Origin of the sequence: Burkholderia sp. PAMC 28687 (genome assembly GCF_001577465.1) — a bacterium.
Taxonomy (GTDB): Bacteria; Pseudomonadota; Gammaproteobacteria; order Burkholderiales; family Burkholderiaceae; genus Caballeronia.
This window is the reverse complement of the sequence record NZ_CP014507.1, coordinates 190,744-217,559: the sequence shown is the minus strand read 5'-3', so window position 1 is coordinate 217,559 and position 26,816 is coordinate 190,744. Positions and strand designations below refer to the sequence as shown.

The 26,816-nt window shown below is 59.8% G+C and carries 26 protein-coding genes and 1 pseudogene; 9 read left to right on the top strand and 18 right to left on the bottom strand.

Annotation, left to right across the window (positions count from 1 at the left end):
• The first annotated feature begins 351 nt into the window (after positions 1-351).
• A complete protein-coding gene (locus tag AX768_RS34525; RefSeq protein ID WP_082779055.1) occupies positions 352-612 on the top strand; it encodes a Rha family transcriptional regulator in 261 nt (86 codons plus the stop codon).
• Between the two features lie 568 nt (positions 613-1,180).
• On the opposite strand, the gene AX768_RS23760 is transcribed toward AX768_RS34525, so the two are convergent.
• The 5 genes and pseudogenes from AX768_RS23760 to AX768_RS34520 form a co-directional block, all read right to left on the bottom strand.
• Positions 1,181-2,530 carry an IS4 family transposase gene (locus AX768_RS23760; RefSeq protein WP_062000780.1) on the bottom strand — a complete coding sequence of 450 codons (1,350 nt, stop codon included), beginning with the start codon at positions 2,528-2,530 and terminating at the stop codon, positions 1,181-1,183.
• Between the two features lie 560 nt (positions 2,531-3,090).
• Positions 3,091-3,885, bottom strand: a complete 795-nt coding sequence (gene istB / locus AX768_RS23755; RefSeq protein WP_061998597.1) for an IS21-like element helper ATPase IstB — start codon at positions 3,883-3,885, stop codon at positions 3,091-3,093.
• Positions 3,878-5,398, bottom strand: a complete 1,521-nt coding sequence (istA, locus tag AX768_RS23750) for an IS21 family transposase (protein ID WP_062000707.1) — start codon at positions 5,396-5,398, stop codon at positions 3,878-3,880. Before istA ends, istB begins: the two co-directional genes overlap by 8 nt.
• A gap of 92 nt (positions 5,399-5,490) precedes the next feature.
• Positions 5,491-6,468 (bottom strand): phage integrase, encoded by a 978-nt coding sequence (locus tag AX768_RS23745; protein WP_172812018.1) that lies wholly within the window; start codon positions 6,466-6,468, stop codon positions 5,491-5,493.
• A 3-nt stretch (positions 6,469-6,471) separates the two neighbouring features.
• A pseudogene (locus AX768_RS34520) lies at positions 6,472-6,600 on the bottom strand (DUF6538 domain-containing protein); the annotation flags it as partial.
• Positions 6,601-6,705: 105 nt separating this feature from the next.
• On the opposite strand from AX768_RS34520, the gene AX768_RS32920 reads away from it, so the two are divergent.
• Complete coding sequence (locus AX768_RS32920) at positions 6,706-7,245, top strand: DUF6572 domain-containing protein (RefSeq protein ID WP_062002589.1); 540 nt, start codon at positions 6,706-6,708, stop codon at positions 7,243-7,245.
• 143 nt (positions 7,246-7,388) lie between these two features.
• Here AX768_RS32920 and hfq read toward each other — a convergent pair whose 3' ends face one another.
• The 5 genes from hfq to AX768_RS23715 form a co-directional block, all read right to left on the bottom strand.
• On the bottom strand, positions 7,389-7,718 hold the full coding sequence (hfq, locus tag AX768_RS34515) for an RNA chaperone Hfq (RefSeq protein WP_062002588.1): 330 nt from the start codon (positions 7,716-7,718) through the stop codon (positions 7,389-7,391).
• A gap of 372 nt (positions 7,719-8,090) precedes the next feature.
• Positions 8,091-8,330 carry a hypothetical protein gene (locus AX768_RS23730; protein ID WP_062002587.1) on the bottom strand — a complete coding sequence of 80 codons (240 nt, stop codon included), beginning with the start codon at positions 8,328-8,330 and terminating at the stop codon, positions 8,091-8,093.
• Positions 8,331-8,485: 155 nt separating this feature from the next.
• The gene (locus AX768_RS23725; RefSeq protein WP_062002586.1) at positions 8,486-9,055 is read right to left on the bottom strand and encodes a TetR/AcrR family transcriptional regulator; all 570 of its coding nucleotides are present in this window, start codon (positions 9,053-9,055) and stop codon (positions 8,486-8,488) included.
• Between the two features lie 110 nt (positions 9,056-9,165).
• Positions 9,166-10,500 carry an LLM class flavin-dependent oxidoreductase gene (locus AX768_RS23720; RefSeq protein ID WP_062002585.1) on the bottom strand — a complete coding sequence of 445 codons (1,335 nt, stop codon included), beginning with the start codon at positions 10,498-10,500 and terminating at the stop codon, positions 9,166-9,168.
• 158 nt (positions 10,501-10,658) lie between these two features.
• Complete coding sequence (locus AX768_RS23715) at positions 10,659-11,036, bottom strand: DUF427 domain-containing protein (protein ID WP_062002584.1); 378 nt, start codon at positions 11,034-11,036, stop codon at positions 10,659-10,661.
• A gap of 206 nt (positions 11,037-11,242) precedes the next feature.
• Between AX768_RS23715 and AX768_RS23710 the strand changes: the two genes are divergently transcribed.
• Positions 11,243-12,163 carry a LysR family transcriptional regulator gene (locus AX768_RS23710; protein ID WP_062002583.1) on the top strand — a complete coding sequence of 307 codons (921 nt, stop codon included), beginning with the start codon at positions 11,243-11,245 and terminating at the stop codon, positions 12,161-12,163.
• Positions 12,164-12,170: 7 nt separating this feature from the next.
• Here the strand turns inward: AX768_RS23710 and AX768_RS23705 are convergent, their stop codons facing one another.
• Positions 12,171-13,277 carry an alkene reductase gene (locus AX768_RS23705; RefSeq protein WP_062003626.1) on the bottom strand — a complete coding sequence of 369 codons (1,107 nt, stop codon included), beginning with the start codon at positions 13,275-13,277 and terminating at the stop codon, positions 12,171-12,173.
• A 327-nt stretch (positions 13,278-13,604) separates the two neighbouring features.
• On the opposite strand from AX768_RS23705, the gene AX768_RS23700 reads away from it, so the two are divergent.
• Entirely contained in the window at positions 13,605-13,916 is a 312-nt protein-coding gene (locus AX768_RS23700; protein ID WP_062002582.1) for a DUF4148 domain-containing protein, read from the top strand.
• A 142-nt stretch (positions 13,917-14,058) separates the two neighbouring features.
• On the opposite strand, the gene AX768_RS23695 is transcribed toward AX768_RS23700, so the two are convergent.
• On the bottom strand, positions 14,059-15,192 hold the full coding sequence (locus AX768_RS23695) for an acyl-CoA dehydrogenase family protein (RefSeq protein ID WP_062003625.1): 1,134 nt from the start codon (positions 15,190-15,192) through the stop codon (positions 14,059-14,061).
• Positions 15,193-15,327: 135 nt separating this feature from the next.
• Here AX768_RS23695 and AX768_RS23690 point away from each other — a divergent pair, with 135 nt between their 5' ends.
• Together AX768_RS23690 and AX768_RS33320 are read left to right on the top strand one after the other, a co-directional pair.
• A complete protein-coding gene (locus AX768_RS23690; RefSeq protein WP_231941592.1) occupies positions 15,328-16,401 on the top strand; it encodes an AraC family transcriptional regulator in 1,074 nt (357 codons plus the stop codon).
• 32 nt (positions 16,402-16,433) lie between these two features.
• The gene (locus tag AX768_RS33320; protein WP_172812017.1) at positions 16,434-16,604 is read left to right on the top strand and encodes a hypothetical protein; all 171 of its coding nucleotides are present in this window, start codon (positions 16,434-16,436) and stop codon (positions 16,602-16,604) included.
• On the opposite strand, the gene AX768_RS23685 is transcribed toward AX768_RS33320, so the two are convergent.
• On the bottom strand, positions 16,601-17,257 hold the full coding sequence (locus AX768_RS23685) for a hypothetical protein (protein WP_062002580.1): 657 nt from the start codon (positions 17,255-17,257) through the stop codon (positions 16,601-16,603). The genes AX768_RS33320 and AX768_RS23685 overlap by 4 nt on opposite strands.
• Before the next feature lie 398 nt (positions 17,258-17,655).
• On the opposite strand from AX768_RS23685, the gene AX768_RS23680 reads away from it, so the two are divergent.
• Both AX768_RS23680 and AX768_RS23675 read left to right on the top strand, forming a co-directional pair.
• Positions 17,656-17,916: a helix-turn-helix domain-containing protein gene (locus AX768_RS23680; protein ID WP_062002579.1), complete on the top strand. Its 261-nt coding sequence runs from the start codon at positions 17,656-17,658 to the stop codon at positions 17,914-17,916.
• Positions 17,916-19,259 carry a type II toxin-antitoxin system HipA family toxin gene (locus AX768_RS23675; RefSeq protein ID WP_062003624.1) on the top strand — a complete coding sequence of 448 codons (1,344 nt, stop codon included), beginning with the start codon at positions 17,916-17,918 and terminating at the stop codon, positions 19,257-19,259. The genes AX768_RS23680 and AX768_RS23675 overlap by 1 nt, the downstream gene beginning before the upstream one ends.
• A gap of 53 nt (positions 19,260-19,312) precedes the next feature.
• Here the strand turns inward: AX768_RS23675 and AX768_RS23670 are convergent, their stop codons facing one another.
• Entirely contained in the window at positions 19,313-20,608 is a 1,296-nt protein-coding gene (locus AX768_RS23670) for an MFS family transporter (protein ID WP_062002578.1), read from the bottom strand.
• Between the two features lie 429 nt (positions 20,609-21,037).
• On the opposite strand from AX768_RS23670, the gene AX768_RS23665 reads away from it, so the two are divergent.
• Positions 21,038-22,063 (top strand): DUF2891 domain-containing protein, encoded by a 1,026-nt coding sequence (locus AX768_RS23665; protein ID WP_062002577.1) that lies wholly within the window; start codon positions 21,038-21,040, stop codon positions 22,061-22,063.
• Between the two features lie 27 nt (positions 22,064-22,090).
• Here AX768_RS23665 and AX768_RS23660 read toward each other — a convergent pair whose 3' ends face one another.
• The 4 genes from AX768_RS23660 to AX768_RS23645 all read right to left on the bottom strand — a co-directional run bounded on the left by AX768_RS23660 (position 22,091) and on the right by AX768_RS23645 (position 26,806).
• Entirely contained in the window at positions 22,091-22,411 is a 321-nt protein-coding gene (locus AX768_RS23660) for a YnfA family protein (RefSeq protein WP_062002576.1), read from the bottom strand.
• A gap of 102 nt (positions 22,412-22,513) precedes the next feature.
• Positions 22,514-24,049, bottom strand: a complete 1,536-nt coding sequence (locus tag AX768_RS23655) for an efflux transporter outer membrane subunit (RefSeq protein WP_062002575.1) — start codon at positions 24,047-24,049, stop codon at positions 22,514-22,516.
• Position 24,050: 1 nt separating this feature from the next.
• Positions 24,051-25,619 (bottom strand): DHA2 family efflux MFS transporter permease subunit, encoded by a 1,569-nt coding sequence (locus AX768_RS23650; protein WP_062002574.1) that lies wholly within the window; start codon positions 25,617-25,619, stop codon positions 24,051-24,053.
• Positions 25,616-26,806: an HlyD family secretion protein gene (locus AX768_RS23645; protein ID WP_062002573.1), complete on the bottom strand. Its 1,191-nt coding sequence runs from the start codon at positions 26,804-26,806 to the stop codon at positions 25,616-25,618. The genes AX768_RS23650 and AX768_RS23645 overlap by 4 nt, the downstream gene beginning before the upstream one ends.
• Between the last annotated feature and the right edge of the window lie 10 nt (positions 26,807-26,816).

Genomic DNA, 26,816 nt, shown 5'->3' with positions numbered 1-26,816 from the left:
ATTCCACCATGTGGACTAGCCTAGTAGTAGGGGAGTTTATCCTAGTAGTGCTGTCTCCCTGTCCTCAAAGCGCTACCACGTTCCGCACTGTGGGGCGGGTACTAAAACTACTAGGGTAACTCTCCTGCGAATAAGAATATTCTTTCTCTTATCCCTTAGCGTGGGGACGTTTTCATATCGTGGAACATCGCCCGTAACCCATTGATCTATAACGGATCAGTCCTAATCGTGGATTTTGTGGAATCTTTGCTTCTCTCCAAGACTCCTTGAGGTACCCCAAAACAGGCCTCTAAGCCATACTGGGTAAGGGTTTCAGGTCCCCAGCCTGCTAACGGGCAGGGCGTACCGACCATGAGCAGCCGGGAGATTGCGGAGCGAACACACAAGCAACATAAGAACGTACTGGCGGACATCCGGAAGATGATCGAGGGGCTTGATCTGACATTGGCTGATTTTTCAGCCGATCTCGCAGACGGTTATGGGCGGCTGCAGCCCGGGTACAACCTTCCAAAACGCGAGTGCATGATTTTAGTCTCCGGGTATAACGTGCGACTACGAGCGGCTATCGTGGATCGCTGGCAGGAGCTAGCCTGTACTCCATTACCTTCTTAGGTCCAAGGCCAGAATTGGGACTCCCACAGATTGTGGAAGTTGAATCACACGCCTTGCTACCAGAAGTGGGCTTTTCCCGCAGCGCGGGAGAAGTAATAACTCCACGCTTACCAAGCATGTAGACTTTGCCCGCATTGGTCGCGGTTCGAATCTCCGTCAGTGGCGGAAGTTTGATTACTCCCCGAGCAGCAAGCCTCTCGATAGACAACTTAACGTTGTCGTGTCTAGTTTCGACCAACACTGCAATCTCACGGCTAGACATGGTTTCTACATCATTACTCGTAACAGCCTCACGCAGCCGCCATCTCCGCAAAACTGCTTAGATGGGCAGCTTGACCCCATGCACCTTGTACTTCTTCAGCGCCTCGACCATCGGCGTAAGCGGGTACAAAGCCGCGCCGTAGGCCCCCGATGAATCGCCCTCACTGTGGCCTTGTAGAGCGTCCGCTAGCTCTTTGCCTATTCCACACTCGCGGCATAAATCCTTGAACACATGCCGGAAGCTATGGAACACCATATTGGTCCCTGCGAACGCGCCTGCCTTGCGCATCTCCTTATGCCCATCGCGTTATACACAAGTGTCGTCGCCGTCGGCTTCGCGTAATAGGCGCAGTGTTTTTGCGGCAATATGAACTTCCCTGAGTCCGAGCCAGATCGTTTTCGCGCCGGGTTCGCCGTCGCTTTTGCGTCCGAGGAATCCCCCCAGGCGTGCGATCAGGCGCAATACTTCATTGAGCTTGGGCTGGGTCGGACGGGGTACTTTCGTGAACAGGTAGGCACTGCGAATTTCGTCTGGATCAAAGAAAAGATGCGCGTCCAGATCGGGGCAAGTGCGTCCCAGCCGCATCAGATAGGCCACGCGCCAAGCCACTACCAGGAACAGCGCCAATGCGCGCTCGAGCTGTTCGATCGAGCCGAGCTGAAGCGCCTCGACGCGGCAAGCATTCTTCAAGATGTTGAACAACATCTCAATTTCCCAGCGCGTTCGATACCAGTCGATCAATTCGATCGCCTCTTCCGAGGTCGTCGCCACGCGGTTGGTCAGCAAGCGCCATTCGATCGGCTTGACTCCCGCGGGCGCATCAAACTCGCGCGCGACCAGACAGGTGGCCGCCACGCACTTGCCTCGGCCTGTGGGCAACTCTACGCGCTGCATCCACAGGTGCTGGCGCACCGTGCGTGCCTTGACACCATGACGCGAGGCCATTGTGAAGCTGATCTGCCCGATGGATTCGCCACGGGTCGCGCGGTCCCACAGCTTGTCTCCCTCCGGCAAGCAGCGGTTATGCGTGGCACGTACCAGCCAGTCGGCCGGCGTACCCAGTGCTTGGGCGCGCTCCATGAGCGCCATCAGGTCCGCTTCGCGGTCCGCCACGTACACCAGGCGCGTGGATGGCAGGCTCGGTGCCATCTCGGCAATGCGTTCATACCCCTCGATCCAACGCAGACTTTCCTTCAGCCCGCCGCGCTTGCCCGATTCGTCCTTCTTCTCGCGCGCCCACATCCACGCGTCCAAAATACCCAAGGGCTCGCGCTGCGGCGTGACCGCGTAGGTCGGATGCAGATACATGCCGCGCTGGGCCTCATAGCTCAGTGGTCCGAGTCCGAACGTGCCTTGACCGTTAAAGTCCAGCTCCGTGGTGTCTTGCAGGCACAGCACCACACGATGCGCTTCCATCCGCTTTTGCGTGTGCTGCCAATGGGGCTCGAGAATCGCGTGCCAGTCGACGTTCTCGTTGTCGAAGAAGCGGTACGCCGCCATCGTCTCGCCCCAACCCTGGCATGCCTTGGGGACACTGGCCATCGGGTCGGCCGCCAATCGTTGCATCAAAAGCCTCGCTCGCTTGTTCAGGCGCGCATCGCCGAGCTCGAGTTGCTCGAATTCCGTCTGGGTCCAGGGCGTCGTTTCGGTGACCAATACGTTCACTCAAAAAGCGAAAGTAAACGCGATTTGCCGAAAGTTTACAAGCCCCCACTCCATGTCATTGAAAGTAAACATGTTTCTCTGCGCTCAGCGACCACCGATCAGAGATGTGTATAACGCAATGCCTTATGCCACCACACGGACCACCTGGGCGCTTCATATCCGGCTTTGTCCGCACGAAGCAACGGGAATATCCGCTTACCCTTTTGTGACTGTGCGTACTTAATGAACCCCATGCGCTGTAGTTCTTGATGAATCGGAATACGCCTATCGCTCCCCGTGTTCTTAACGCTCTGCCCCTCGCCCGTACCAGTGATATGCATAACCCAGGCAGTCTGCTCGCGTCCCTTACTGTTTTCGCCGACTTAAAATTGACCCACCGCGCCGACTGAATTTTGACCCAGGGTGTGACCGGTCTGAATACCGGCCGATTGTGGATAAGTCTATGGTTTTGTGTCTCGTTTGTCCTCGATCATTTTGACGCCAAGCGTTATCAGGAGTAAGCCGCGAAGGGCGTAGCCCGCAGCGACTTACTCCTGACGCTGCCATTTGGGTTAGGGCGCGCCCTTGTTCGACGCGCCGCTCTTTCCGATGCCCTCACGTGCCTGGATATGCTTCTTTGCGTTGGAGCTGCTGTGCCGGAAGCGATAGCTTTCATTGCCGGTTTCGACGATGTGGCAGTGATGCGTGAGACGGTCGAGCAAGGCCGTGGTCATCTTTGCGTCGCCAAATACACTCGCCCATTCGCCGAAGTCCAAATTCGTCGTGATGGCTACGCTCGTGTGCTCGTACAGGTTGCTGAGCAAATGAAACAGCAGCGCTCCGCCGGCTTGGCTAAACGGCAAATACCCCAGTTCGTCGCAAATCACCAGGTCCAGACGCAGCATGCTCGCCAGGATTCGGCCAGTACGCCCTTGTGCCTTCTCCTGCTCCAGCGCGTTGACCAGATTCACGGTTGAGTAAAAGCGAACACGCTTGCCGTGCTCCACAATGCTCGACACGCCGATGGCCGTCGCTAGATGACTTTTTCCCGAACCCGTTCCACCCACGAACACCAGGTTGTGCGCCTCTTCGGTGAACGTCGTCTCGGCCAACTTCACGATGAGCTTTGGATCAACGGGCGAACCGTCAAAGTCAAAGCCCGCCAGATCGCGATGCATGGGGAATTTCGCCGCCAGCATTTGGTTGTTCACCGAGCGTACCGCCCGGTCTGCGGTCTCGGCTTGAAGCAGACGATCAAGCAGCCAGCTCAACGAGGAAACTTCCGCATCCCCCTCCAGAAGCTCGCCCCAGACTGCGGCCATCCCGTGCAGGCGCAGGTGTTTGAGTTCGGCGCTCAGATCACGCATGGTCGAGCTCCGAGGTCGTGCTGCGCAACCCGTCGTAGCGCGATGTGTTAGCCAATGGCGGCGTCGAAAGCTGCAACTGCGTATCGATCTTCGGCGGAAGCTGCGCGTCGCGCAGTCGTGCCAGCACATTCTCCACATGCTCCACGCTCACACGCCCCGAGCACGGCATCTGCTCCAGCGCCAATTCAACTGCCGCCAAGACCGCGTCCAACCCGTTTGCCGGAACCAGCGCCAGTACCTTCGCCATCACCCGGTCGCCTCCCGCTTCGCGCAGCAGCCCCACGCGCAAGCGTTTGAGCGGCTCAGGCATATCCAGAAAGGGTGCGCCATTGCGCAACGCCCCGGGTTTGCGCTGCAATAGCGTCACGTAATGCTGCCAGTCGTACTGCACCTGGCCCTCGCCAGCCAGCCGGTCATGCCCCGCCACTACGATGTTTTGCGCCACCACCACGATCCGCGTGGGATAAAGCCGTGTGCTCAGCATCTGCCCGGCAAACTCGCAGGGAACCGAATAGCGGTTGCGCGCGATTACCACCAGGCAGGTGCTCGACACGCGCGCCAGACGCTCGACATAACCGTCAAACGGTGCCGGCATGGGCATCAAATGCTCACGTTCCTGATCAAGTACGTCAGCAACGCTCACGCCCTTGTAGTCCGGATGACGCACTTCGCCCCATAGCGTCCGGCATCGCGAGTCCAACCAAGCGTTCAGTTCGGCGAGGCTTGCGAAGCGCTCCTCGCGCGCGCTTGCCCAGATCCGTTGCCGGCTGTCCTGTACGTTCTTCTCAACGACGCCTTTCTCCCAGCCGCTGGCCACGTTGCAGAAGTCCGGCTCAAACAAATAATGCGAACACATGACAGCGAACCGCTCATTGACCAGCCGTCCCTTGCCTTTGCGCGGAACTTTGTCGACTGCCGTTTTCATGTTGTCATAGATGCCGCGGCGTGCCACGCCACCAAGCGCCTCGAACGCTCGCGTGTGCGCGTCAAAGAGCATCTCGTGGCCCTGGCTAAAATACGCCGTCAGCCAGAACGCTCTCGAGGCGCAAAGCTTCGTATGCGCGACCTGCAGCTTGCGATACATCCCGCCGATCACCAGGCCTTCCTCGCTCCAATCGAATTGGAACGCCTCGCCCAGCTCATAGCGCAGCGGCACAAACGCGTTCGTTGAAATCGACTTACCTTCGGCGCACCGCCACGCCCGAATAAAATCGGTCACCCGCGAATAGCAACCTTCATAGCCCGCCGCCCGAATCTGCTCGAACAGCGTCCACGTGCGCCGCCGTTCCTTCCTCGGCCGGTGTGCGTCAACGACTAACGCTTCGATCAGCCCATCGTGAAACGGCGTGAGTTTGGTTGCTCCCACCCCACGTTCGTACTTCGGCTCCTGCGGCACTTCGTCTTTCAGATACTTGCGTATCGTGTTGCGCGACAAACTCGTGAGCCGCGCAATCTCGCGTACTGACTTGTCCTGGCGGTGAAACATTCGCCGTACCTTACCAATCATTGTCATCGGGATCATCCTCAAAACCTCTGCCTCTAAAAGCAGCAGGTTAGATTGATTGCCCGGGTCAATTTTGAGTCGGCGAAACCATCATAAGTGGATCACTTTTGGGTCGGCGTCAACAGTCCCTTACTATCCCGGTACTTCTCCTGCTTGATATCTTTGGGCGCAAGCTGGCATAGCTCCTCGATGCGAGCACCCGTGTATAGGCCCAGTAATGGTAGCCAGTACGCGGCCTCGCCTGCTCCAAGCTCCGGCCTAATCCCTTCTGAATAAATCGGATGAGCAAATATCCCGTTAAGTGCGGCCTCACTGAAAGGAACCCTACCGCTACCCTTGGGCTTCTTCTTCACAGCGATACGAACGCCCTTCGCAGGATCAACGTCTATCCATGCCTGCCCGATAGCGTGGTTAAACATGATGCTCATGTAATTGAGTGTCTTATTGACCGTGTTTGCAGAGTGGCCCTCAGCTATCAACTTATCCTTGAAGTCCACGATATGAGTCTTGGTGACTGCTGGCACTTCGATGTCGCCCATGAGTTCCCGGAAACGATTAAGCGCACGCTCCGCAGTCTCCACGGTTCGCGGTACGGGTTTCTTCTCGTTCGCCCACAGTCGCATAATCGCGTGGATAGACTTGCCGCCTGTCGGCGTGAGGGTGCGTTTCTGAGGGGCGCTAGCAGGCTGCGTACTCTTGGTTGCTGGCTTCGTAGGGTGAGAACTTACGGGAGCAGCAGCGGGGCTGTGCTGCGGTGCATTTTCGAACGCACGGCGGAACGCCTCAGCTAGATCGGCTATGTGCTGCTCTTTCTTCTTCGCCTTGCGTTCCTGCTTGGCTACCCATTTAGCTTGGTCCGCATCCTCCTGGCCGATATCCCGGGAATCGTTCCATTCCATCTCGTCCTGTTCGTACTCTTCCCGCGCCCTTCGCTGTGCGTCCGTTTCCGGAGGGCTACGGTAATCCGGGTCCCAGGTTTTGCCGGTGTATGGATCAACAAACAGGGGCGGTAGTTCAGCGGGCCTACGCAACATCATAAACAGCGCATCCACCTCCACATCGACCTGACGGCAGAGCATCTCTGCATCCCGTTTCGTAGTGGTCCGAAGCGACCGCACGTATTCCGTTTTGCCATACGCCCCTACCAAATCGGCAGGAACGCGACGCCGGTAATAGTACGTTGATCCCTTGCGAATTAGATGGTCTGACATATCGTGTGTGGTATAGCCACGTGGTATAGAAATCGGCCCAAACCCCTTACCGGGCAAGGAACCCAGTCTACACAAGGGTTTCGCCTGTGGCAAACGAGAAATACCATGTCTCTTCTCGACGTGGACACTATCGATTACGTCGGCGTGAACATCCTGTTCAAGCGCGTGTACGTCGGCATCTTCGACGACCTCGACTGGGATGATGAAGCCACGCATTTTTCGTTGCTGACGAAAAAGATAGATCGTTACACGCAGTACGTCCGCTCCGGCCAGTTGCTGGCGGCTTACCCACGCGTGCGAGGTTATCCGGTGATCATCGAATATGTCGCCATGCGGCCAATGACACGTACCGCGGAGGCGTTCTGGAAGACGCGCGAGACAATCATCCGCGCGGTGGGGTTCGATGTCCGCTGCCGCACAGTAGATGTGCGGCATGCCACAGCACCTGACTCAGTCGTCGCTGATGTCGTCGGGACTACGAACGTGAAGAGCGGCGTGCTGGTGGATACCCGGCTGGAATCCGTTGCCGACGTACTCGATCTTGCGATGCCGCCAGCGGCCGAGACGAGACATTCGAATGAGATCGTGCGAGTCGACCATCATCCGATTCTGGTGATGCATAAGAAAACATCGTCTGGACGATGAGCTTTCCGAATCACATGATCGGATTGTGACGAATTTGTGAATTTGACCATAACAAAAAAGGCGAAGCCCCTACGGGCTTCGCCTTTTTTTCGCTTTACGGCGCAGCAAGCATTTGCCTGATGCAAATGCGGTGCAGCTTTTCGTTATTCGCCGCCGACGTTCGTCGGCAAACGGCGTTTGTGCGAGATCGCGACCGGGCGCTTGGAATCCCCATCGCGCGAACTGCCCGAACTGGTGCGCGCCGCGCCTGCGGTGAACGCCTTGCCGGTGTCTTCCTGGATGGTCGAGATGGAATGCTTGTAGACCGCCTGAATGCCGGCAGCCGAGCTCAGCATGACCAGGTACTGATCAAAGGATTCGATGTGACCAACCAGCCGCACCCCGTTCACGAGGAAAATTGCGACACGCTTGCGCTCCTTGCGAGCCGCGTTCAAGACATCGCTCTGACTTTGCTGCTGGGATTCTGTAGCCATTCTTATTCGACCTGACGTTAGTATTTCGGGCTCATTTCGGCAGACATCCGCCGAAACATGGGTCAATGATGCCAGATCATCGGCCGTCGCATTGTTTGCCCCCATTCGAGCGTGTTCGGTGCATGGAGTTCAAATTTCACTGAAATCGTGGTCCCATACTACCCCGCTGGAATTTCCCGCGCACATTGTCGCTCGACAACGGCAATATAAAAACGGACAAAGTCTCTCTGTTCAACCCCTTTCGAAACGATCGCCGACAAAACGCAGGCGGAAAAAAAGCTGTCATGGCCAAATGCGTCGGTCATGACAGCTTTGTCGTTCACGCTATTGAAGGCAGCACGCGGCAAACCTGCCGCGTTGCCCGGTCCAGAATTACTGGGCCGGAGCCGGGGCCGCCTTTTTCTGCTTGTGCTTGAACAGATGCGGCTTGCCGCGCGAGCTGCCCGGCGTCGATGAGTTGTCGCCGCCCGTGGTCGGTCCGGCCGTTGCCGCGCCGTGCGCATTACCACCACCGCCGCCACCGTTGCCGTTGCCGCCGCCGCTCTGGGCCATGGCCAGGCCGGATGCCGCCATCAACAGCGCGGATAAGGAAACCAGTGCGATCGCTTTCATTGTAAATCTCCAAGGAACGTCATTTTGTAGTGGTTTGCGGATCATCCGGTTTTACGCCCGATGATCGACATCTGGACAACGCGTCGAATGTAATGGATTGCCCGCACCGCTTCAACACTAGTTTCTACCGACAACGCTGGTTTAGTCGCATGAAGTCACGCCGGCGGCCCGGGAAGCAGGGTAATGAGCTGTCCCGCGACGCTGTCGAGTATTTCCTTCGATAAAACCGGGTCCGACACCGCCCGCGCCAGCCCGATTGCGCCAAGGCACGCAGTGAACTGCAGAATGGCGCGAGCGCGGCGTGCGGCGGGGTCGGCAATATCGAGCAGACTTTCCGAGAATCCGATGTTGTGTTTGACGCGCTCGGTGTACACGTCGCGCGTGGCGTCGCTGCTGCGCGCGACGTCGCCCAGGAGCGCCCCCAGCGCACAGCCCCTGCCTGGCGAATCCCGGTGCGCTTCGCTCAGATAATCGCGCACGCCCATCTCGAGGGATTCGACCCGTGCTTCCCACGCATCAAGGCTTTCGAACGCGACGTCGAGCGCTTCGGTTACCAGCTCGTCGCGCGATTCGAAGTGCTTGTAGAAACCGCCGACGGTCATGCCGGCTTCCTTCATCACATCGGCGACGCCGATACCATCGAGTCCAAGCTCCCTGAAGCGCCGCGCCGCCACTTCGACAATGCGCTGGTGCGTTGCCGCCTTCTCTGCTTGTGAATGTCCCATGAGTTGCGTTCGTCCTTTGGCGGGGCGCCTGGAAACGCGCCCCAGGGAAATGATTTTATACGCTGTCTTGTCTGGAGTTTCGCGCGGCCTTCCAACCGGTTCCTGTCACCTCACGCCCCTGCTTTGAAAAAGCGGTTTTCCGGCCGCGGCAGGCCGAGATTTTCCCGCAACGTTCGGCCTTCGTATTCACGCCGGAAAATGCCGCGAGACTGCAGTTCCGGCACGACTTTATCGACGAAATCGTCCAGGCCGCCGGGCAGGTACGGGAACATCACGTTAAAACCGTCCGAGCCCGCTTCAACGAGCCATTGCTCCATCTGGTCGGCGATCATGGAGGGCGTGCCGACCATTTCAAGCCCCGAGTAGCCGCCCACGCGCTGCGCGAGCTGGCGGATCGTGAGGTTATCGCGCGCCGCCCATTCGATCACGCGTTCCCGGCTGCTCTTGCTCGCATTCGTCTCGGGAATCTCGGGCAGCGGACCATCGGGATCGAAGCCGGAGACATCGTGGCCGAGCATGATGCAAAGCGACGCAATACCACTGTCGTAGTGCACGAAGGTATCGAGGAGCGCGCGTTTTTCCCGTGCTTCCTCGAGCGAATCGCCGATCACGACGAACGCGGCAGGCAAGATCTTCAAGTGTTCGGGATCACGGCCAAGGCGCGCCATGCGGCCTTTGACGTCGGCATAAAAGCGCTGGCCTTCGGCGAGCGTCTTCGGCGCGGCGAAGACGGCTTCGGCGGTTTCGGCCGCGACCTGGCGTCCCGCTTCCGATGACCCCGCCTGCACGATGACCGGCCACCCCTGCACTGGCCGCGCGATGTTGAGCGGGCCGCGCACCGAGAGGCTCTTGCCCTTGTGGTTCAGCACGTGCATCTTCGCGGGATCGAAGAAAGTGCCGCTTTCAACGTCGCGGACAAAGGCGTCGTCGGCCCAGCTATCCCAGAGTCCGGTCACGACATCGAAAAACTCGCGGCCTCGCTTGTAGCGTTCGCCGTGTTCGACGTGTTCGTCCAGTCCGAAGTTGAGCGCGGCATCGGGATTCGCTGTCGTCACCAGGTTCCAGCCGGCGCGGCCGCCGCTCAAATGATCAAGCGACGCAAAGCGCCGCGCTACGTGGTACGGCTCTTCGAACGTTGTGGACGCCGTTGCAATCAATCCGATGTGCTCGGTCACCGCGGCAAGCGCCGAAAGCAACGTGAGCGGTTCGAACGAGGTCGCCGTGTGGCTTCGCCTCAATGCCTGGATAGGCATGTTGAGCACCGCGAGATGATCGGCCATGAAAAACGCGTCGAAACGCCCGCGTTCCAGCGTCTGCGCGAAGCGCTTGAGATGCGCGAAATTGAAGTTGGCATCGGGGAAGGCGCCGGGGTAACGCCACGCCCCGGTGTGAATGGTGGCCGGGCGCATGAAAGCGCCCAGCCGCAAGCGACGTTGCGTGGTCATAAAGCTCCGCTCGAGCGTTGATTGAGATGCCCCTGCGTCTTTTGTCTTTTGTTCAAGAGAGGCAGGCACATGGTTCATGGACGATCACCATCCGTAAAATACGTCGGCTGGCAAAAACGTGCACAAACGGCGTTCAACGCAAAAGCCGCCGGCCACGATCAGGCGGCATGCACTTCGAATGCATCGACACGGTCCTGATAGAACGCAAGATGACCCTTGATTTCCGCAACTGCGGGGTACGTGTCCTCGTAAGTCCACACCGCATTCGCCGAACGCTCGCCGCCAAGCGGGATGCTGTAGTACGAACATTCGCCTTTGTAAGGGCAGTACGTTGCATGGTCCGTGCGTTCGAGCAAGGACATGTCGACGTCCTTTCGCGGAATGTAATAGACCGGCGGATACGACGCTTCGCGCACGGTAAGGGCTTCACGGGTATCGGCGAGTACGCGCCCGCCGATGGACACCGTGATGCGCGACGGATTCGGCTCGATCGTGATCGGATGATCGGGCCCTGGAACCTTCACTGTCTTCGTCATGGCTTCTGCTCCTGGACTGCGGGTTAGGTAATGCCGTGTGTTGCAGCGTATCGGAAAGCGGATTTTTCTGCCGTGTACGGGCTGCTGCATGCGGGTTGCATGCGGGTTGGATCGTCCCTTAGCCCCGCCCCCGGTGAATCAAAATACAATGGCGCAGCTCAAACGCCGTCCGGCTTCGCGCAATCCATCCTCTGGAGCTTCGCCCCATGGCACTCGGAAATATCAACGATATCGCCATGTTCGTCGCCGTGGTGAAGGCGGGAAGCTTCACGATCGCCGCAAAGCAGCTCGGGCTCACGCGCTCGGCAGTGGGCAAAAGCATCGTGCGTCTCGAGCAGCGCCTGAACGTGCGTCTCCTCAACCGCACGCCACGCAGCCTGAGCCTCACCGATGACGGCGAGGTGTTCTTTTCGCGTTGCACGCAGATACTGGATGACCTCGAGGAAACCGAACTCGCAATGGCCGTACGCAGCGCGAAGCCCACCGGCGTGTTGAAGCTCAGCGTGCCTTCGGGCCTGGGGCATCGGCACGTGATGCCGGTCATCGAATCGTTCCTGCAGACATGGCCCGATGTGCGCGCCGAAGTGAGCTTCACGGACCGGTTCGTCGACCTGATCGATGAAGGAATCGACATTGCGTTGCGCATCGGCGATCCGCGTCCCGACTCACGTCTCATTGCCCGCACGGTCGCGCAGCAGCGCTTGCTGACGTGCGCATCGCCAGACTATGTGAAGGCGCACGGTACGCCGAAAACGCCCGGCGATCTCCTTGGCCACGAGTGCCTGTTTTTCATGAGCGCGGGACGGCCGCAACCCTGGACGTACAATGATCCCGCCACGAACGAAGTGAGCCACGCGACGCGCCTGCAAATGGACAGCGCAGAAGCATTGGTCGCGGCCGCCGTGCACGGTTTCGGCATCATCAACATGCCGACGTATCTGCTCGAAGACAACGTGCGCGCCGGCAAGCTCGTGCCCATGCTGCGCGAATTCCAGCCCGAGACCCAACCCATCCGCGCGATGTATCCGACGCGCAGGCATCTCTCACCGAAGGTGCGGATCTTCATCGATTTGCTGACCCGGACCTGGGGCGAAATTGCCCCATGGGATCGCGATCTCGCCCCGTGATCCATGCTCACGCGCAGGCCATGGCCTCTTCGGTGTAAAACGGATAGTCGGTGTAGCCCTTCTCCGTGCCACCCCAGAACGCCGAACGGTCGTAGTCGTTCAACGGCAGGTTGTCCTTGAGGCGCTTCGGCAAATCCGGATTCGATGCAAACCAGCGCCCGAACGCAACGAGATCTGCGTTGCCTTTTTGCAGGATGGCTTCTGCGCCATCACGGTCAAAACCGCCCGCCGCGATGATCGGCCCTTTGAAGATCTTGCGCAGGAACACGGACGCGACCGGCGCCTGATCCTCATGCAGTGTCTCGACGCCCTTCACACGCGGTTCGATGATGTGCAGATACGCCAGCCCGAAGCGGTTCAGTTGTTCGGCGACATAACCGAAAGTCGCTTCCGGGTTGCTATCGGAGATTTCACCCCACTGACCACTGGGCGATACACGCACGCCCACACGATCCGCGCCCCACACCGAGCTCACCGCCTCGGTCAGTTCCAGCAGGAAGCGCGCGCGGTTTTCGACTGAACCGCCGTAGGCATCCGTGCGTTTGTTGGTGCCGTCCTGCAGGAATGTATCGATGAGATAACCGTTCGCGCTATGAATCTCGACGCCGTCGAACCCCGCTGCGAGCGCACGCTCCGCACCCTGGCGAAAAGCTTCGACAAGTCCCGGGATTTCATCGATACCCACCGCCCGATGCATCGATACCGGCACCCAGCCGTCCTGCGTCATTGCGAGTCCTTCGAACGGTACTTCTGAAGGTGCTATCGGTGGCGAACCGCCGGTCAGGTCGACGTGGGACTGGCGGCCATCGTGAACGAGTTGCATGAAGATGCGCGCGCCTTTTGCGTGTACCGCGTCGGCGATCTTCTTCCAGGCCTGGATATGGTGATCGTCGTAGATCCCCGGACCACCGGCGTAACCGCGGCCGCTCTTCATCACGTGCGACGACTCGGTGATCATCAGCGCTCCTTCGGATGCACGCTGGCTGTAGTACTCGACCATCATCTCGCTCGGACTGTCGTCCGGGTCCGAACGCAATCGCGTCATTGGTGCGAGCACGACACGATGCTTGAGTTCATAACGGCCGAGTTTGGACGGCGAAAAAAGCTTGGACATGGCGACCTCCTGATCTTCAACAGTGGATGCAGGAAACAATGCTTCCCGCGACGGAATGAAGCGTATATCCACCGATGGAGAATGGGGTTCCCCATAAACGCGCCGCGTCCGCACGCATTGTCGCTGCCTATGTAAGCGGTCATTTTGAAGCCCGGATCGCTTTATTCGTCGGATCACAACAGTGTATTTACTATTTAAGGGTTTCTACCTAGATCGCCGAGGAATAAGATCTTTTCACGGATCGAAACAAGCGATGCCGATCAGCTTCCAGCCCACCGGAACGCCGACACCGCAAGCTTCGTAGTCGATAATCATTGGAGGTTCATCATGTTCAAGGCACTCATTCCCGCAGTTGTCATCGCATCAGCATTGGCCGCACCGAGCTTCGCGTTCGCGCAGAGCAACAGCCCGGTCACTCGCGCGCAGGTTCGCAGCGAGCTGGTGCAACTGGAACAGGCCGGCTATAACCCGGCATCGGATCGCACCCAATACCCGGCGAACATCCAGGCCGCCGAGCAACGTGTTTCTGCGCGAGACGGCGTGGCGCAGAGCAGCTATGGATCGTCGGTGAGCGGTACGTCGGCGTCGGGCGCACCGGTTGCATCGGTAGGCGGTGGGGTTGATTACAACCGTCCGTAATTGCTGGAAGTCGTTGATCGGCAAGCAGTAGAAAAACCCCGCGGCAGTTACGGCGCGGGGTTTTCTTTTTGATCGGGACGTGAGAAAGGGTGAGCCTTTGCGGGAGCGGAATCACCAAACCGGCTTATGAATTCTCAGCCACTCAAAGCTGGCGCGCAATCACCATGCGCTGCACTTCGCTCGTGCCTTCGTAGATCTGCGTGATACGCGCATCACGATAATGACGTTCCACCGGATAGTCCTCCAGGTACCCATAACCACCATGGATCTGGATGGCTTGCGAGCAGACGCGCTCCGCCATTTCCGATGCAAACAGCTTCGCCTGCGACGCCTCGCTCAGACACGGCAAACCCTCGGTACGCATGCGGGCTGCATGCAGCACCAGCAAACGCGCGGCGTTCAGGTTGGTCTGCATATCGGCGAGAAGATTGGCGACCGACTGATGTTCCTTGATCGGCTTGCCGAACTGCACGCGATCATGCGAGTAAGCGCGCGCGGCGTCGAACGCGGCCCGCGCGATGCCCACCGCCTGCGCCGCGATGCCGATGCGTCCGCCTTCCAGGTTCGCCAGCGCAATCTTCAAACCCTCGCCGCGCGCACCCAGCAGGTTGGCTGCGGGGATCGTGCAGTCGTCGAGGGTTATCGGGCAGGTATCGGAAGCGCGAATGCCCATCTTGTGTTCGGGCCGCCCGACGTTGAAGCCTGGCGTGTTCGTCGGCACGATGAACGCCGATATGCCCTTCTTGCCAAGTTCCGGATCAGTCACCGCAAAGACAATCGCCATGCCGGCACACGCGCCGTTGGTCGTGAACTGCTTCGCGCCTGATATCACCCATTGGCCGTCGCGTTCCACCGCGCGGGTCTTCAGATTGTTCGCCTCCGATCCGGCCTGCGGCTCGGTCAGGCAAAACGCGCCGATGATCTCGCCCGTCGCCAGTTTCGGCAGATATTCGGCTTTCTGCGCCTCGGTGCCGAACGCGAGTATCGGACCGCAACCCACCGAGTTGTGCACGGCCATCAACGTCGAGCACGACGCGCATCCCGCCGCGATTTCTTCGATAGCCAGCGCGTACGCCACGTAGTCGCTGAACGTGCCGCCCCACTCCGCCGGCACGATCATGCCGAGCAGGCCGAGCTCGCCGAGTTGCCGCACGACTGCGTCGGGTAATCGGGCTGCGCGGTCCCATTCGCCCGCGTGTGGCGCGAGCACTTCGGTGGCAAAGTCGCGCGCGGCGTCGCGGATCATGCGTTGGTCATCGGTCAGGAAGCTGTCGATCATGGCGGTGTGGCTCGTGTGGAATACTTGAAGAGGCGCGGGTTTAAAATGCGCCATCGAACCGGAGTGTAGGCGCTGCAATCCGCTTCGGCGATGCCTGAAACGATCAAGCTTCCTGAGCGATTCCGCCACCTAGTGACTACCCGAACTGTGGACAGACCCCGGCTAAAAACAGCCAGCGGCAAACATGATGAACGCGGGACGATCGCAGTCGATCTCGTCGAAGAAGCGCTGCGTTGCGCCGAGCGTGGCGGCATCGGGCGCGATGTCCTGCTCGAGCAAGCGGGCATTCACGCTGCATCGCTGGCAGCGCCGCTTGCGCGCGTGTCGGCGGCGCAATACGGGCGTTTATGGAGCGCGATTGCGGACGCTCTCGACGATGAATTTTTTGGCCAGGACAGCCACCCGATGCGCCGCGGCAGTTTCGCACTGCTCTGTCACGCCGCGATCGGCTCACGCGATGGCGCCCAGGCACTCACCCGCATTGCCGGTTTCCTGCGGCTGGTGCTGGACGACCTGCGATGCGAATTCGAGGTCAGCGCCACGCGCGTACGAATCCGGCTTGCAGATACTGACGCCGATGCCCCGCACCCGATGTTCGCCTATGCGACCGCGTTCATCATGATCTACGGTTTGTTGTGCTGGCTCGTGGGCCGGCGTATTCCGGTGCTGGCGGCGCATTTGCGCTGTCCCGAGCCGCGCGCCGCCGCCGAATACCGGCTGATGTTCTGCGACGACATGCGCTTTGGGCAATCGGCATCGTATGTGGATCTCGCGCCGGATTTTGCGCGCTTGCCGGTGGTCCAGACCGGCGCCTCGCTCAAGGTGTTCCTGCGGGCGGCGCCGGCAAATTTCATCGTGAAGTATCGCAACGTGGATTCACTGGCCGCACAGGTCCGCCGCAAGTTGCGGCAGATGCCGCCCGCCGAATGGCCGGGCAGCGAGCAGCTCGCCACGGCGTTGAACATGGCAGAAGCCACGCTGCGCCGGCGTCTCAAGCAGGAAGGTGTGACCTACCAGGCCATTCGCGATGCACTGCGCCGTGACATCGCCATCGCGCGCCTCGCCGATACCACCGAGACCATCGCGGAAATCGCGCATGCGCTGGGGTTCGCCGAGCCGAGCGCGTTTCATCGCGCGTTCAGGAAATGGACAGGCGTGCGGCCGGCGGCTTATCGGGTCGTGCGAGGCATGACAGAACCGCTATAGTGAAAACCTGCTGGTTCACTCAAGGAGCCGCCATGCCGAAATCGAAAGCCAAGCCGCCTCAAAAGTCGGAGCCCGCGTCCGTGGAGGCCGAACACGTCGAGTCTGCCCTCGACGAAGCACTGGACGAAAGCTTCCCTGCAAGCGACCCGGTCGCCATCTCGTTCGAGCCCGAAGCCGAGTTGCGTAAAAAGCTGCCAGGCTAGTCTTCCAGACCGGTCAGCAAGGTCGCGAGTTTTTCGACGTGCTGCATCAGCATGGCCCGATGTTTGTCGATCTGTTCGATACGCCCTGCGAGATCGGCGCGCACGGGCCCGTCCAGCTTGCCCGATGCACCCATATCCTCCGCGCGCGCATTGATGCTGTCGAGCTGCACCATCGACAATTGCCGCTCCACGCGACGCAGATCGGTCAGCAGCAAATCACGGTTGCGCCGGAATATCTGGTCGCGACGCAGCGTCTCGCCTTGCTGCAGCGCCTGGTCGGCAATGCGCCGTGTGGCTTCCGTTTGCGACAGCAGCGGTTCAGGCCCGCGTAACACCGGCCGTTTGGGCGCTGGGTGGGCATTGCCGCGAAAGACCGCCGCCGGCGCTTCCTCATCCATCGCGCGCTGCGTTTCAGGCGGAATGTCGCGTCCGTCGTGACGGTCGTCCATCCAGCGCGGCGGCAGGCCAGTTACCGTTTCCACGCCGCGGATGAACTCTTCGCTGAAGTCGCGTCGTCCGGCCAGAATCAGCTTCATATGCGACGGCGAAAAACTCATCATGCGCGCAATCCTCGCGCCGCCCGCCGGCGATCCCGCGAGCACGTTCAGGTTGCTCCGCCATACTACATACAACGTTTCATCGAAATCTTCCATGGGCTAGTCTCCAAGCAGACGGACTCGCAAGCGTCGCGCAGCGGGGCACATGCGCTCGACGCTCGGGTCCTGGCGAGCCCGTCATTGCAGCGACGCTGCCGAAAATGTAAGCAATGGCGTCGCCTGTGGGCATCTGACCGCATCTTACCGTCATCTCATTATTGTGCGTTTTGTCTGAAGAAGCGTGAAAACCCGCAGCGGTGGAAAAAATCGGTCAATTTGACGGGTTTTTCGCTTTCAGACCCACCCCGCCCCCCTCTGGCAAGCCGATATCTGCCAGACGAATAAATGAAAATTATTCGTGTGGCAGATAATTGGCGTTTATTCGCCACACGCATATTTGACAAATATTCGCTGCACGAATAAAATACGTTTATTCGTGTCACAGATAAATCGCCATGCGGCAGCCTATTGCTACCTCCCATCAAATGGGCGAAATCCTTGCAGCGGGACGGCGGCGCGCTGGCCTTACACAGGCTGAAGCTGCCATCCGGATAGGGGTGAGCCAAAGCCGTATCTCGACGCTCGAAGCCGACTCCGGCGCGTTGACGCTCAACCAGTTGCTGGCGCTTTTCGGCGCATACGGCCTGCAATTGCAGGTCGAAGACCGGGGCGACGCCACGATCCGAATCACCCAGGAATCAACACCGGAATGGTGATGACCGGGCGCAAATCGCATTCCCGCGCGTTGTCCGTATGGGCCAACGGTGTGCGCATGGGCGTCTGGCAAATTCCTAATCGCGGACCCATGGAGTTCGAGTACGACGCCGCGTGGGCGGTTTCCGACATCGGGCGGCCGTTGTCGCTGTCGCTTCCCATTCCGCTCGACAACGCCCCGCTCAAAGGCGAGCGCGTGCTGAACTACTTCGATAACCTGCTGCCCGACAGCGAAGCCATCCGCCAGCGCATCGGCCGGCGCTTCCGGACCGAGACACTCGATACCTTCGACCTGTTGCAGGCGATCGGCCGCGATTGCGTGGGCGCGGTCCAGCTTCTGGGTATCGATGACGAACCGGCGGGTGTGCAGCAAATCGACGGAACGCCGCTCTCCGAGCGCGAAATCGAGACCTTGCTGACCCAGACGGGCGGCAACTTCGGTTTCGGTGCTCAGGATGACGAAGATGACTTCCGCATCTCGCTCGCCGGCGCGCAGGAAAAAACCGCGCTGCTCTGGCACGACGGCCAATGGATGAAACCCCACGGCGCGACGCCTACTACGCACATCCTGAAACTTCCGCTCGGTCTGGTCGGAAACCGGCGCGCTGATCTGACTACGTCAGTGGAGAACGAATGGCTCTGCATGCATCTGCTGCGCGCCTATGGTTTGCCGGTGGCGGAGACGAGCATCGAGACGTTCGGCAAGCAACGCGTGCTGAGCGTGAAGCGTTTCGATCGCCAGATGCATTCGAGCGGCAAGTGGCTTTTGCGTTTGCCGCAAGAAGATTTCTGCCAGGTGATGGGGCTGCCGTCGCACAAGAAATATGAAAACGAAGGCGGTCCGGGCGTGATCGATCTGGCCCGCGTGCTTCAGCAATCCAACGAGGCAAGCGACGACGTCGAAACCTTGCTGACCGCGCAGATTCTGTTCTGGCTGCTTGCCGCGCCCGATGGCCACGCGAAAAACTTCAGCATCCGGATCCTGCCGCGCGGTCAGTACAGGCTGACGCCGCTCTACGATGTCATGTCGATCTGGCCCGTGGAGGGCAAAGGCGCAAGCCAGTGGTCGTGGTTCAAGGCGAAACTCGCGATGGCCATTGCCGGCAAGCATCGTCATTATGCGTTTCGCGATATCCAGCGCCGGCACTTCAACGCCATGGCGCCGAGGTGTTCGTACGGCAATACTGCAGAACCGATCATCCAGCGTCTGATTGCAGACACGCCGCGCGTGATCGAGCAAGTGGCGGCGCAATTGCCGGACGATTTTCCGGCAAAAGTCTCGGACCGCATATTCGATGGACTTCGCAAGACCGTCGCCGCGCTCGAAGCGATGCCGGACAAATAAAAAAGCAGGACCCGAAGGTCCTGCTGCGCATTATCCGGCTCGTTACCCGATTATCAAGGCACGTCGCGCAGATAACCTTCCTTAGCTGAATCGCGCATGCGGAACGAGACAATCCCCGCAATCGCGCACAGCGCCGTCACGTACCAATAGAACGTCGACTCGCTGCCAATGGACTTGAGGAACAGCGCCACGTACTCGGCCGAGCCGCCGAACACGGCGTTGGCCACTGCATACGACAAACCCACGCCCAGCGCACGCACTTCGGCGGGGAACATTTCGGCCTTGATCAATCCGCTGATCGATGTGTAGAGACTCACGATAGCCAATGCGACCACGACCAGCACGAACGCCACGATCGGGCTCGTGACATCCTTCAGCGCATGCAGGATGGGCACGGTGCAGATGGTCGCGAGCACGCCGAACCAGATCATCGACGTACGCCGGCCGATCCGGTCCGACAGCGCGCCGAACGCCGGCTGCATGATCATGTAGACGAAGAGCGCAGCGGTCATGACGTTGCTCGCTGTCTTGGCGTGCATGCCGGCTGTGTTCACCAGATACTTCTGCATGTAAGTGGTGAACGTGTAGAAGATCAGCGACCCGCCCGCTGTGAATCCCAGCACGGTCAAAAACGCAGTCTTGTGCTGCATCAGGCCGCGCAGCGTGCCGGCCTCTTTGAGCTTGCGGCTTTCGGCGGTCGTGGTTTCATCGAGTGATTTGCGCAAGTACAGCGAGACGAGTGCCGCAAGCGCGCCAATGCCAAACGGAATGCGCCACCCCCATGCCTTCAGCTCATCCGTGCTCAGCACTTGTTGCAAGACGACAAGCACCAGCAACGCTGCGAGCTGTCCGCCAATCAGCGTCACATACTGGAATGACGCGAAAAACCCCCGTCGTCCCTGCAGCGCCACTTCACTCATATAAGTAGCGCTCGTGCCGTATTCGCCACCCACCGACAAACCCTGGAACAGCCGCGCGATCAGCAGGAAAAATGGCGCCCATGCGCCGATGCTCGAATAGGTAGGCAGGAAACAGATGACAAGCGAGCCCGCGCACATCATCAAAACCGAGATCATCATGGAAGTGCGACGGCCGTGTTTGTCGGCGATACGGCCGAACATCCAGCCGCCGATTGGCCGCATCAAGAAGCCCGCCGCGAATACGCCGGCCGTGTTGAGCAACTGCGTGGTCGGATTGCCGCTCGGGAAAAACGCCGGCGCAAAGTACAGCGCGAGGAACGAGTAGATATAAAAGTCGAACCACTCGACGAGGTTCCCCGACGACGCACCGACGATCGCGAGAACGCGGCGCCGGGTATCCGCGGATTTGGAGAGGGCTAGTTCGGCCATGCTGATTGGACTCCTGTCGCGTAATGAAAACAGCGGAAAAACGGCGGCTCGTGGCCGCTCTTGAACCGGTCGGGTGCCGGTGGAAAAGATGACGCCTGCGTAAGCCAGGGCGTTCGGGCGCAAGTTTATACGACGCGGCCCGGCTTGGCGCGTGATGACAGTTACCCGCTTTTGTGCTTACAGCGAGATTCACGACACAAGACGGGTGTCATGATCGGCTTCACGCAGGTGCCTTTCGCAGCAAGGATTGCAGCCCTATCAACGGTTACCGGCCGGTCACTCAAATGTGCGGCCGCGCCCGCGCGAAGCTTACAGACAAGCGCTCTGCAAGCGCTTGGTAATTACCCTGACCGGGCGAAAAGACAAGACAAACGGCGAGCCCAACTATTGCCATAATTGCGGACGCTCGATTTTTTCTGGAGAACCGCAATGAACCCGCAGTCATCGAACCCGACGCTCGACGCCGCCCTTGCATCCAAATTTGCGGCGCTCGCGCTTGGCCACCTCACGCGCGAATATCCGAACAAACTCGAACACGTGATGGGCAGCGCCGCCGATGTCAAAGGTCCGCGCGCGCTGCATCCCATCTTCTATGGCAGCTTCGACTGGCACTCCTGCGTTCACGGTTACTGGCTGATTGCACGGCTGATCGACCGGTTTCCGGATTTTCCGGAAGCATCGCGAATCCGCGCGTTGATCGACGACCATTTCACGGCCGCCAACGTCGCCGCCGAAGTCGCGTATCTGGAACGTCCGGAGGCGCGCGGCTTCGAGCGTCCTTACGGCTGGGCATGGCTGCTCGCGCTCGCCGGACAGCTTGAATCGATGAAAACGCCGGACGGCCAGCGTTGGGCGAATACGCTCAGGCCGCTCGCGTCAGCCTTCGTGAATCGCTTTACGGAGTTCCTGCCGAAGTCCACGTATCCGCTGCGCGTGGGTACGCACTTCAATACGGCGTTCGCGCTGACATTGTCAGTGGGGTATGCGCGCCAGGTTGGCAACGCGGCGTTCGAGACATTGATCATCGATACCGCCCGTCGCTGGTACTTGAACGATGCCGCTTGCCAGGCGTGGGAACCAGCCGGCGATGAGTTCCTGTCTTCGTCGCTGATTGAAGCCGAGTTGATGCGGCGCGTGCTGCCGCCGGCCGAGTTCGAAGGATGGTTCGACCGCTTCCTGCCACGGCTTGTTGCGCGCGAACCGGCGACGCTTTTCACGCCCGCAACGGTCACGGACAGAAGCGACGGCAAGCTTGCGCACCTCGATGGCTTGAACCTGAGCCGCGCCTGGTGCCAGCGCTCGCTCGCACGTTCACTGAAACCCGGCGATGCCCGGATCAGCGCGCTCGAAGCCACGGCCCACGATCACCTTGCGGCCGGACTCGCGCACGTAGCCGGCGACTACATGGGCGAACACTGGCTTGCGACCTTCGCGCTGCTGGCGCTGGAAGCCTGAGGCTTTGTAAGCCCGAAGCGCAAAGCTTCAACCACGCGGCTGGAATGCGATTACGCTCATGCCGACCAGCGCGATCGCCATCCCGGCCCAGTCCCAGCTCGACGGCCGGATCCGTTCAACGGCCCACAGCCACATGATCGCCACCGCGATATACACGCCGCCGTACGCCGCATACACACGTCCGGCCGCGCTTGCATGCAGCGTGAGCAGCCACGCGAAGAGTGCCAGCGATAGCGCGCCGGGCACGAGGAGCCATGGCGAGCCGCCCTCCTTCAGCCATCGATACGGAAGATAACAGCCGACAATCTCGGCGATCGCGGTGAGCACATAAAGCAGGATGGTCTTCATGACGGAAGCAGTTGGCGAGCGTGCAAAGGACCCACAGCAGAACTCACCACGCCGCCCAATGCAAGCGAATTCGCAAGCGCAATCGCCGAGGCAAACGCAGCCTCAGCCCGTTGCGCCCTCGTCCCATCCCCCGCCGAGCGCCTTGTACACCGCGATCAGATCGGTCGTCACGCTGACCGTCGATTGCGCGAGTTGCTGGCGCGTGGAGGCGAGTTGCCGTTCGGCATCGAGAACCGTGATGAACGTCACGAGCCCTTTCCTGTAGCTGTCGGTGGCGAGCTGCAGGCTGATGCGGTTGGCCTCCACGGTTCGCATGAGAGCCTCGCGCCGGTCCTGATCGGTCCTGTACGAGACCAGCGAATTATCCACGTCCTGCAGCGCCTTCAGCACGGTCGACCGGTATTGCAGCGCCGCCTCCGCGGCTTGCGATTTCGCGATCCGCACGTTCGCCCGCAGCGCGCCGCCCTCGAAGATCGGCAGGGAAATGCTCGGGCCCACCGAATAGAAAAGACTCGACCAGTGCGCGAGATAGCGGGCGCGCGTGGCACGCGTCCCGACGCTGCCCGTCAACGAGATATCCGGGTACATCTGCGCGACCGCCACGCCGACTTCGGCCGTGGCCGAATGCAGATCGCTTTCCGCGCGACGAATATCCGGACGCCGCCGAGCAAGTGTCGATGGCAAGCCGATCGGCACGCTCGGCGGCGCTGGCGGCACTGCGCCGGGCGTTTCGAGTTCGGCATCGAGCGCGCCCGGCACGCTGCCGGTCAACACGGCAAGACCGTTCATGGCTTGCGCGATCTGCGCATCGAATTGGGGAAGCTGCGACTGGAGCGAGCCGACTTGCGCCGTTGCGCTTTGAACATCGCTCTGGCTCGTCAGGCCGACGCGTGCCTGTTCCCGCGTGAGGTCGAGAATCTGTTGCTCGGAATCGATTTCTGCCAGCGTGATCTGCTTGAGCAACTGTGCGCCGCGCAGTTGCGAATAGGTCTGCGCGACTTCGGCTTCGAGCGAGACGAGCGCATCGTTACGATTTTCGACAGCCGACTGCGTCTGCGCATTGGCCGATTCCACCGAGCGTCGCACGCGGCCGAACAGATCGAGTTCCCACGATGCATCGAAGCCGTCCTGGAAGAGATTGACCGGCCCGGTCGCCGAATCTATGGCGCTTCGCACGCGCGGTGCGTTCGCCCCAAGCGCATTGATCTGGTCGAACGCGCCTTGCGATTCGAGGATGCCCTTGAGTCCGAGTTGTTCGCGCATATAACTCGCGTTTGCGCTGACTTGCGGCAAACCTTGTGCGCCTGCAGCCACGGCTTGTTCGCGCGCCCCCGTGATGCGCAGCACCGCGCTCTGCAAATCGAGATTCCCCGCAATGGCGCGATCGATCAGTGAGTTGAGCGTGGCGTCGTTGAATCCGCGCCACCAGCGCGGATCGGGATCGGCGTTTGTATCGATGATGGTCGGCACGCCCGCGTGCGGGATGCGCATATCGTCCGGCGGGTTTTGCATGCGTTGCAAATCACGCCAGTTATCAGGCGCTTTTGCGTCGGGCTCCGTAAAATTCGGGCCGACGGAACAGGCACTCGTGAAAAGCGCAAGCAATGCAATCGATAACGAAGTCAGGCGTTTGTTCATCTCAGTGCCCTCCTCCGCCGCCCGAAGCTTTCACCGGTGAAAAGAAGAACGTCACCGGGACGAAGCACAACGCAAAGATCGCGACGGCGCCGAACACATCGAGATAAGCCAGGATCGTGGACTGCGATATGAACTGCTTGTACATGAGGCCGGTTGCTGTCGTCATGGCCTGTTGCATGGTCTGGCCCATGTCCATCAGTGTGCGCGTCATGCGTTGTACAGAATCGTTGTAATTGGGATTGAGCGTTGTCATGTGCACGGACATGTGGGCCATGTTCGCCTGCGTGCGCTCGACGATCATCGCGGTGGAAAGCGAAATGCCGATCGATCCCGCGACGTTGCGAAACATTGTGAAGAGCGCGGAAGCGTCCGCATTCTCCGACGGCTTGAGCGTCAGATACGCGAGGGTTGTTATCGGTACGAAGAGGAAAGCAATCGCAATGGATTGCGAACTTCGCATGATGGTCAGCGTCTTGAAGTCGATATTCGGCACGAGGTGATGTGTGAAGAACAACGCGCACGACATCAGGAAGAAACCGAACGCAACCAGGAAGCGCGTTTGTATGATCGGCATGAGCTTGCTGACAATGGGAATGATGGCGACGATCATCATCGCCCCGGGCGACAACACGAGCCCCGCAAGAGTGGCGGTGTACCCGAGTTGCTGCTGTGCAAGCTGCGGAACGAGCACCGCACTGCCATAGAGAATGCTGGCGAAGCCGACCATGCAAATGGAACTCAGCGCGAAGTTTTTATCCTTCAGCACGCGCAGATCGACGACCGGCTTCTTCGCGTAGAGCAGCCAGAATATCGCGCCAACAATGCCGATCGCCGACAGGATCGCGAACGTGGTGATGAAGCCGGACTTGAACCAGTCGTCGTCCTCGCCGCGATCGAGGAACACTTGCAGGCACCCCAGGCCCAGCGCAATCAGGCCGATGCCGATGTAATCCAGCCCGAGTTCCTTACGATCCTTTTTCTTCTCCCACGGCGGGTCTTCAACAAACTGCATCACCGCGATGGTTGTGATCACGCCAATTGGCACGTTGATCAGGAACACCCAGCGCCAGGTCAAATTATCGGTAATCCACCCGCCGAGCGTCGGGCCGACCACGGGCGCGACCACGATCGCCACGGCGGATATCGAAAACGCGCGCCCCCGTTGCTCGGGTGGAAACGTGTCAAGGATGATGGACTGCTGGTTGGGTTGCAAACCGCCGCCAAAGAAACCTTGAAGCACGCGGAAAATGATCAGTTGCCACAGGTTGGTGGCGAGGCCGCACAGCAGCGAGCACATTGTAAAAGCCGCTATGCAAATCAGGAAATAGCGCTTGCGTCCCAAAAGTTTCGAGAAGAACGCGGAGATTGGCAATACGATCCCGTTCGCCACCAGATACGCGGTCAGCGTCCACGTGGCTTCGTCGTAGCTTGCGGACATCGCGCCCGAAATGTGCGGCAGCGCGACGTTGACAATCGTTGTGTCGAGCACTTCCATGAACGCCGCGAGCGTGACCACCACCGCGATCAGCCACGGGTTGGACTTCGGCTTCCAGTCGGCGCGCTCGCTCATTTCAGCATCACCTTCGGCACGACGGAAAGACCAAGCGGCAACGGCAAGTCGGGTTGCAGGCCGTTATCGATCAGGATTTTCACCGGCACGCGCTGCACGATTTTCACGAAATTACCCGTCGCGTTTTCCGCAGGGAATGCCGAGAAGCGCGAGCCGCTGCCAAGCTGGATGCTGTCCACGTGACCATGCAGTTTCAGGTCCGGATAGGCATCGACGGAAACATCCACCGCGTCGCCCGGACGCATGCGCTCGAGCTGCGATTCCTTGAAGTTGGCCGTGATCCAGACAGTGGTGGTCACGAGGGAAAAGATCGACGTGCCTGCCTGCAGGAAGGTCCCGTATTGCACATTGCGTTTTGTGACCCAGCCATCGGCGGGGGCGCGCAACTCGGTGTACGAGAGATTGAGCGCGGCCGCTTCAACTTGCGCTTCTGCCTGATGGACCTGCTCGCGGCGTTCGTCGACGGTAGCCTGGGCCTGACTGATCTGTTGCGGCACGAGGCTCGCGGTCTTCACCTGCGCGCGAGCCTGCGCGACGTTGGCAAGCGCGCTTTGTTGCTGCGCGTTGGCGGTATCGATGTTTTGTTGCGACGTTGCGCGAACGTCCACAGAATGCTGGCGTTCATACGCGGCCCGGCTCTGCGTGAGATTCGCTTGTGCAGACTGTTGCTGTGCCTTGGCCTGCGTGAGTTGCGCCGGATACTGCACTCGCGCAATAGCCAGTTGCACTTGCGCCGCGTTGAGCTGCGCCTTGGCGAGGCCGAGTTGCGCATTCGCCTGATCGAGTTGCGCCTGGTAGTCGCGGGGATCGATCTTGATCAGGAGGTCGTTCTTATGGACGAACTTGTTGTCGCCGAGATTCATGACCACGACATAACCCGAAACCTTCGGCGCGATGGTGACCGCATCGCCGTCGGTGTAGGCATCGTCCGTGCTCACCTGATTGCGGGTTGCGAACCACCAGATCAGCCCCGCGATGATGATCAGGACGACAATGATTCCGAGAATGATGAGCGGCTTTTTTCCAGGGCCTTTCTTCTTGTCGTCTTTTTTGTCCTTGTCATCACCCTGTTTTTTATCGTCGCCGGATTTGTCTTTGTCGTCGCCGGCATCGTCTTTTTTTGAGTCTTCCTTTTTATCGTCGGAATGCTCGGCGTCGTGGTCAGGTTTTTCGTCTTGATCAGGCATCAGGCTTCTC

What these genes read in the sequence shown, in the direction of transcription:
- AX768_RS23710 (WP_062002583.1), top strand. Translation starts at nt 11,243, where the DNA reads ATGGCACTCGGAAATATCAACGATATCGCCATGTTCGTCGCCGTGGTG.
- AX768_RS23705 (WP_062003626.1), bottom strand. Translation starts at nt 13,277, where the DNA reads ATGTCCAAGCTTTTTTCGCCGTCCAAACTCGGCCGTTATGAACTCAAG.
- AX768_RS23660 (WP_062002576.1), bottom strand. Translation starts at nt 22,411, where the DNA reads ATGAAGACCATCCTGCTTTATGTGCTCACCGCGATCGCCGAGATTGTC.
- AX768_RS23645 (WP_062002573.1), bottom strand. Translation starts at nt 26,806, where the DNA reads ATGCCTGATCAAGACGAAAAACCTGACCACGACGCCGAGCATTCCGAC.
- AX768_RS33320 (WP_172812017.1), top strand. Translation starts at nt 16,434, where the DNA reads ATGCCGAAATCGAAAGCCAAGCCGCCTCAAAAGTCGGAGCCCGCGTCC.
- AX768_RS23745 (WP_172812018.1), bottom strand. Translation starts at nt 6,468, where the DNA reads ATGCTCTGCCGTCAGGTCGATGTGGAGGTGGATGCGCTGTTTATGATG.
- AX768_RS23650 (WP_062002574.1), bottom strand. Translation starts at nt 25,619, where the DNA reads ATGAGCGAGCGCGCCGACTGGAAGCCGAAGTCCAACCCGTGGCTGATC.
- AX768_RS23725 (WP_062002586.1), bottom strand. Translation starts at nt 9,055, where the DNA reads ATGGGACATTCACAAGCAGAGAAGGCGGCAACGCACCAGCGCATTGTC.
- AX768_RS23730 (WP_062002587.1), bottom strand. Translation starts at nt 8,330, where the DNA reads ATGAAAGCGATCGCACTGGTTTCCTTATCCGCGCTGTTGATGGCGGCA.
- AX768_RS23680 (WP_062002579.1), top strand. Translation starts at nt 17,656, where the DNA reads ATGCGGCAGCCTATTGCTACCTCCCATCAAATGGGCGAAATCCTTGCA.
- hfq (WP_062002588.1), bottom strand. Translation starts at nt 7,718, where the DNA reads ATGGCTACAGAATCCCAGCAGCAAAGTCAGAGCGATGTCTTGAACGCG.
- istA (WP_062000707.1), bottom strand. Translation starts at nt 5,398, where the DNA reads ATGACAATGATTGGTAAGGTACGGCGAATGTTTCACCGCCAGGACAAG.
- AX768_RS23670 (WP_062002578.1), bottom strand. Translation starts at nt 20,608, where the DNA reads ATGGCCGAACTAGCCCTCTCCAAATCCGCGGATACCCGGCGCCGCGTT.
- AX768_RS23655 (WP_062002575.1), bottom strand. Translation starts at nt 24,049, where the DNA reads ATGAACAAACGCCTGACTTCGTTATCGATTGCATTGCTTGCGCTTTTC.
- AX768_RS23700 (WP_062002582.1), top strand. Translation starts at nt 13,605, where the DNA reads ATGTTCAAGGCACTCATTCCCGCAGTTGTCATCGCATCAGCATTGGCC.
- AX768_RS23715 (WP_062002584.1), bottom strand. Translation starts at nt 11,036, where the DNA reads ATGACGAAGACAGTGAAGGTTCCAGGGCCCGATCATCCGATCACGATC.
- AX768_RS23685 (WP_062002580.1), bottom strand. Translation starts at nt 17,257, where the DNA reads ATGGAAGATTTCGATGAAACGTTGTATGTAGTATGGCGGAGCAACCTG.
- AX768_RS23720 (WP_062002585.1), bottom strand. Translation starts at nt 10,500, where the DNA reads ATGACCACGCAACGTCGCTTGCGGCTGGGCGCTTTCATGCGCCCGGCC.
- AX768_RS34525 (WP_082779055.1), top strand. Translation starts at nt 352, where the DNA reads ATGAGCAGCCGGGAGATTGCGGAGCGAACACACAAGCAACATAAGAAC.
- AX768_RS23665 (WP_062002577.1), top strand. Translation starts at nt 21,038, where the DNA reads ATGAACCCGCAGTCATCGAACCCGACGCTCGACGCCGCCCTTGCATCC.
- AX768_RS23675 (WP_062003624.1), top strand. Translation starts at nt 17,916, where the DNA reads ATGACCGGGCGCAAATCGCATTCCCGCGCGTTGTCCGTATGGGCCAAC.
- istB (WP_061998597.1), bottom strand. Translation starts at nt 3,885, where the DNA reads ATGCGTGATCTGAGCGCCGAACTCAAACACCTGCGCCTGCACGGGATG.
- AX768_RS32920 (WP_062002589.1), top strand. Translation starts at nt 6,706, where the DNA reads ATGTCTCTTCTCGACGTGGACACTATCGATTACGTCGGCGTGAACATC.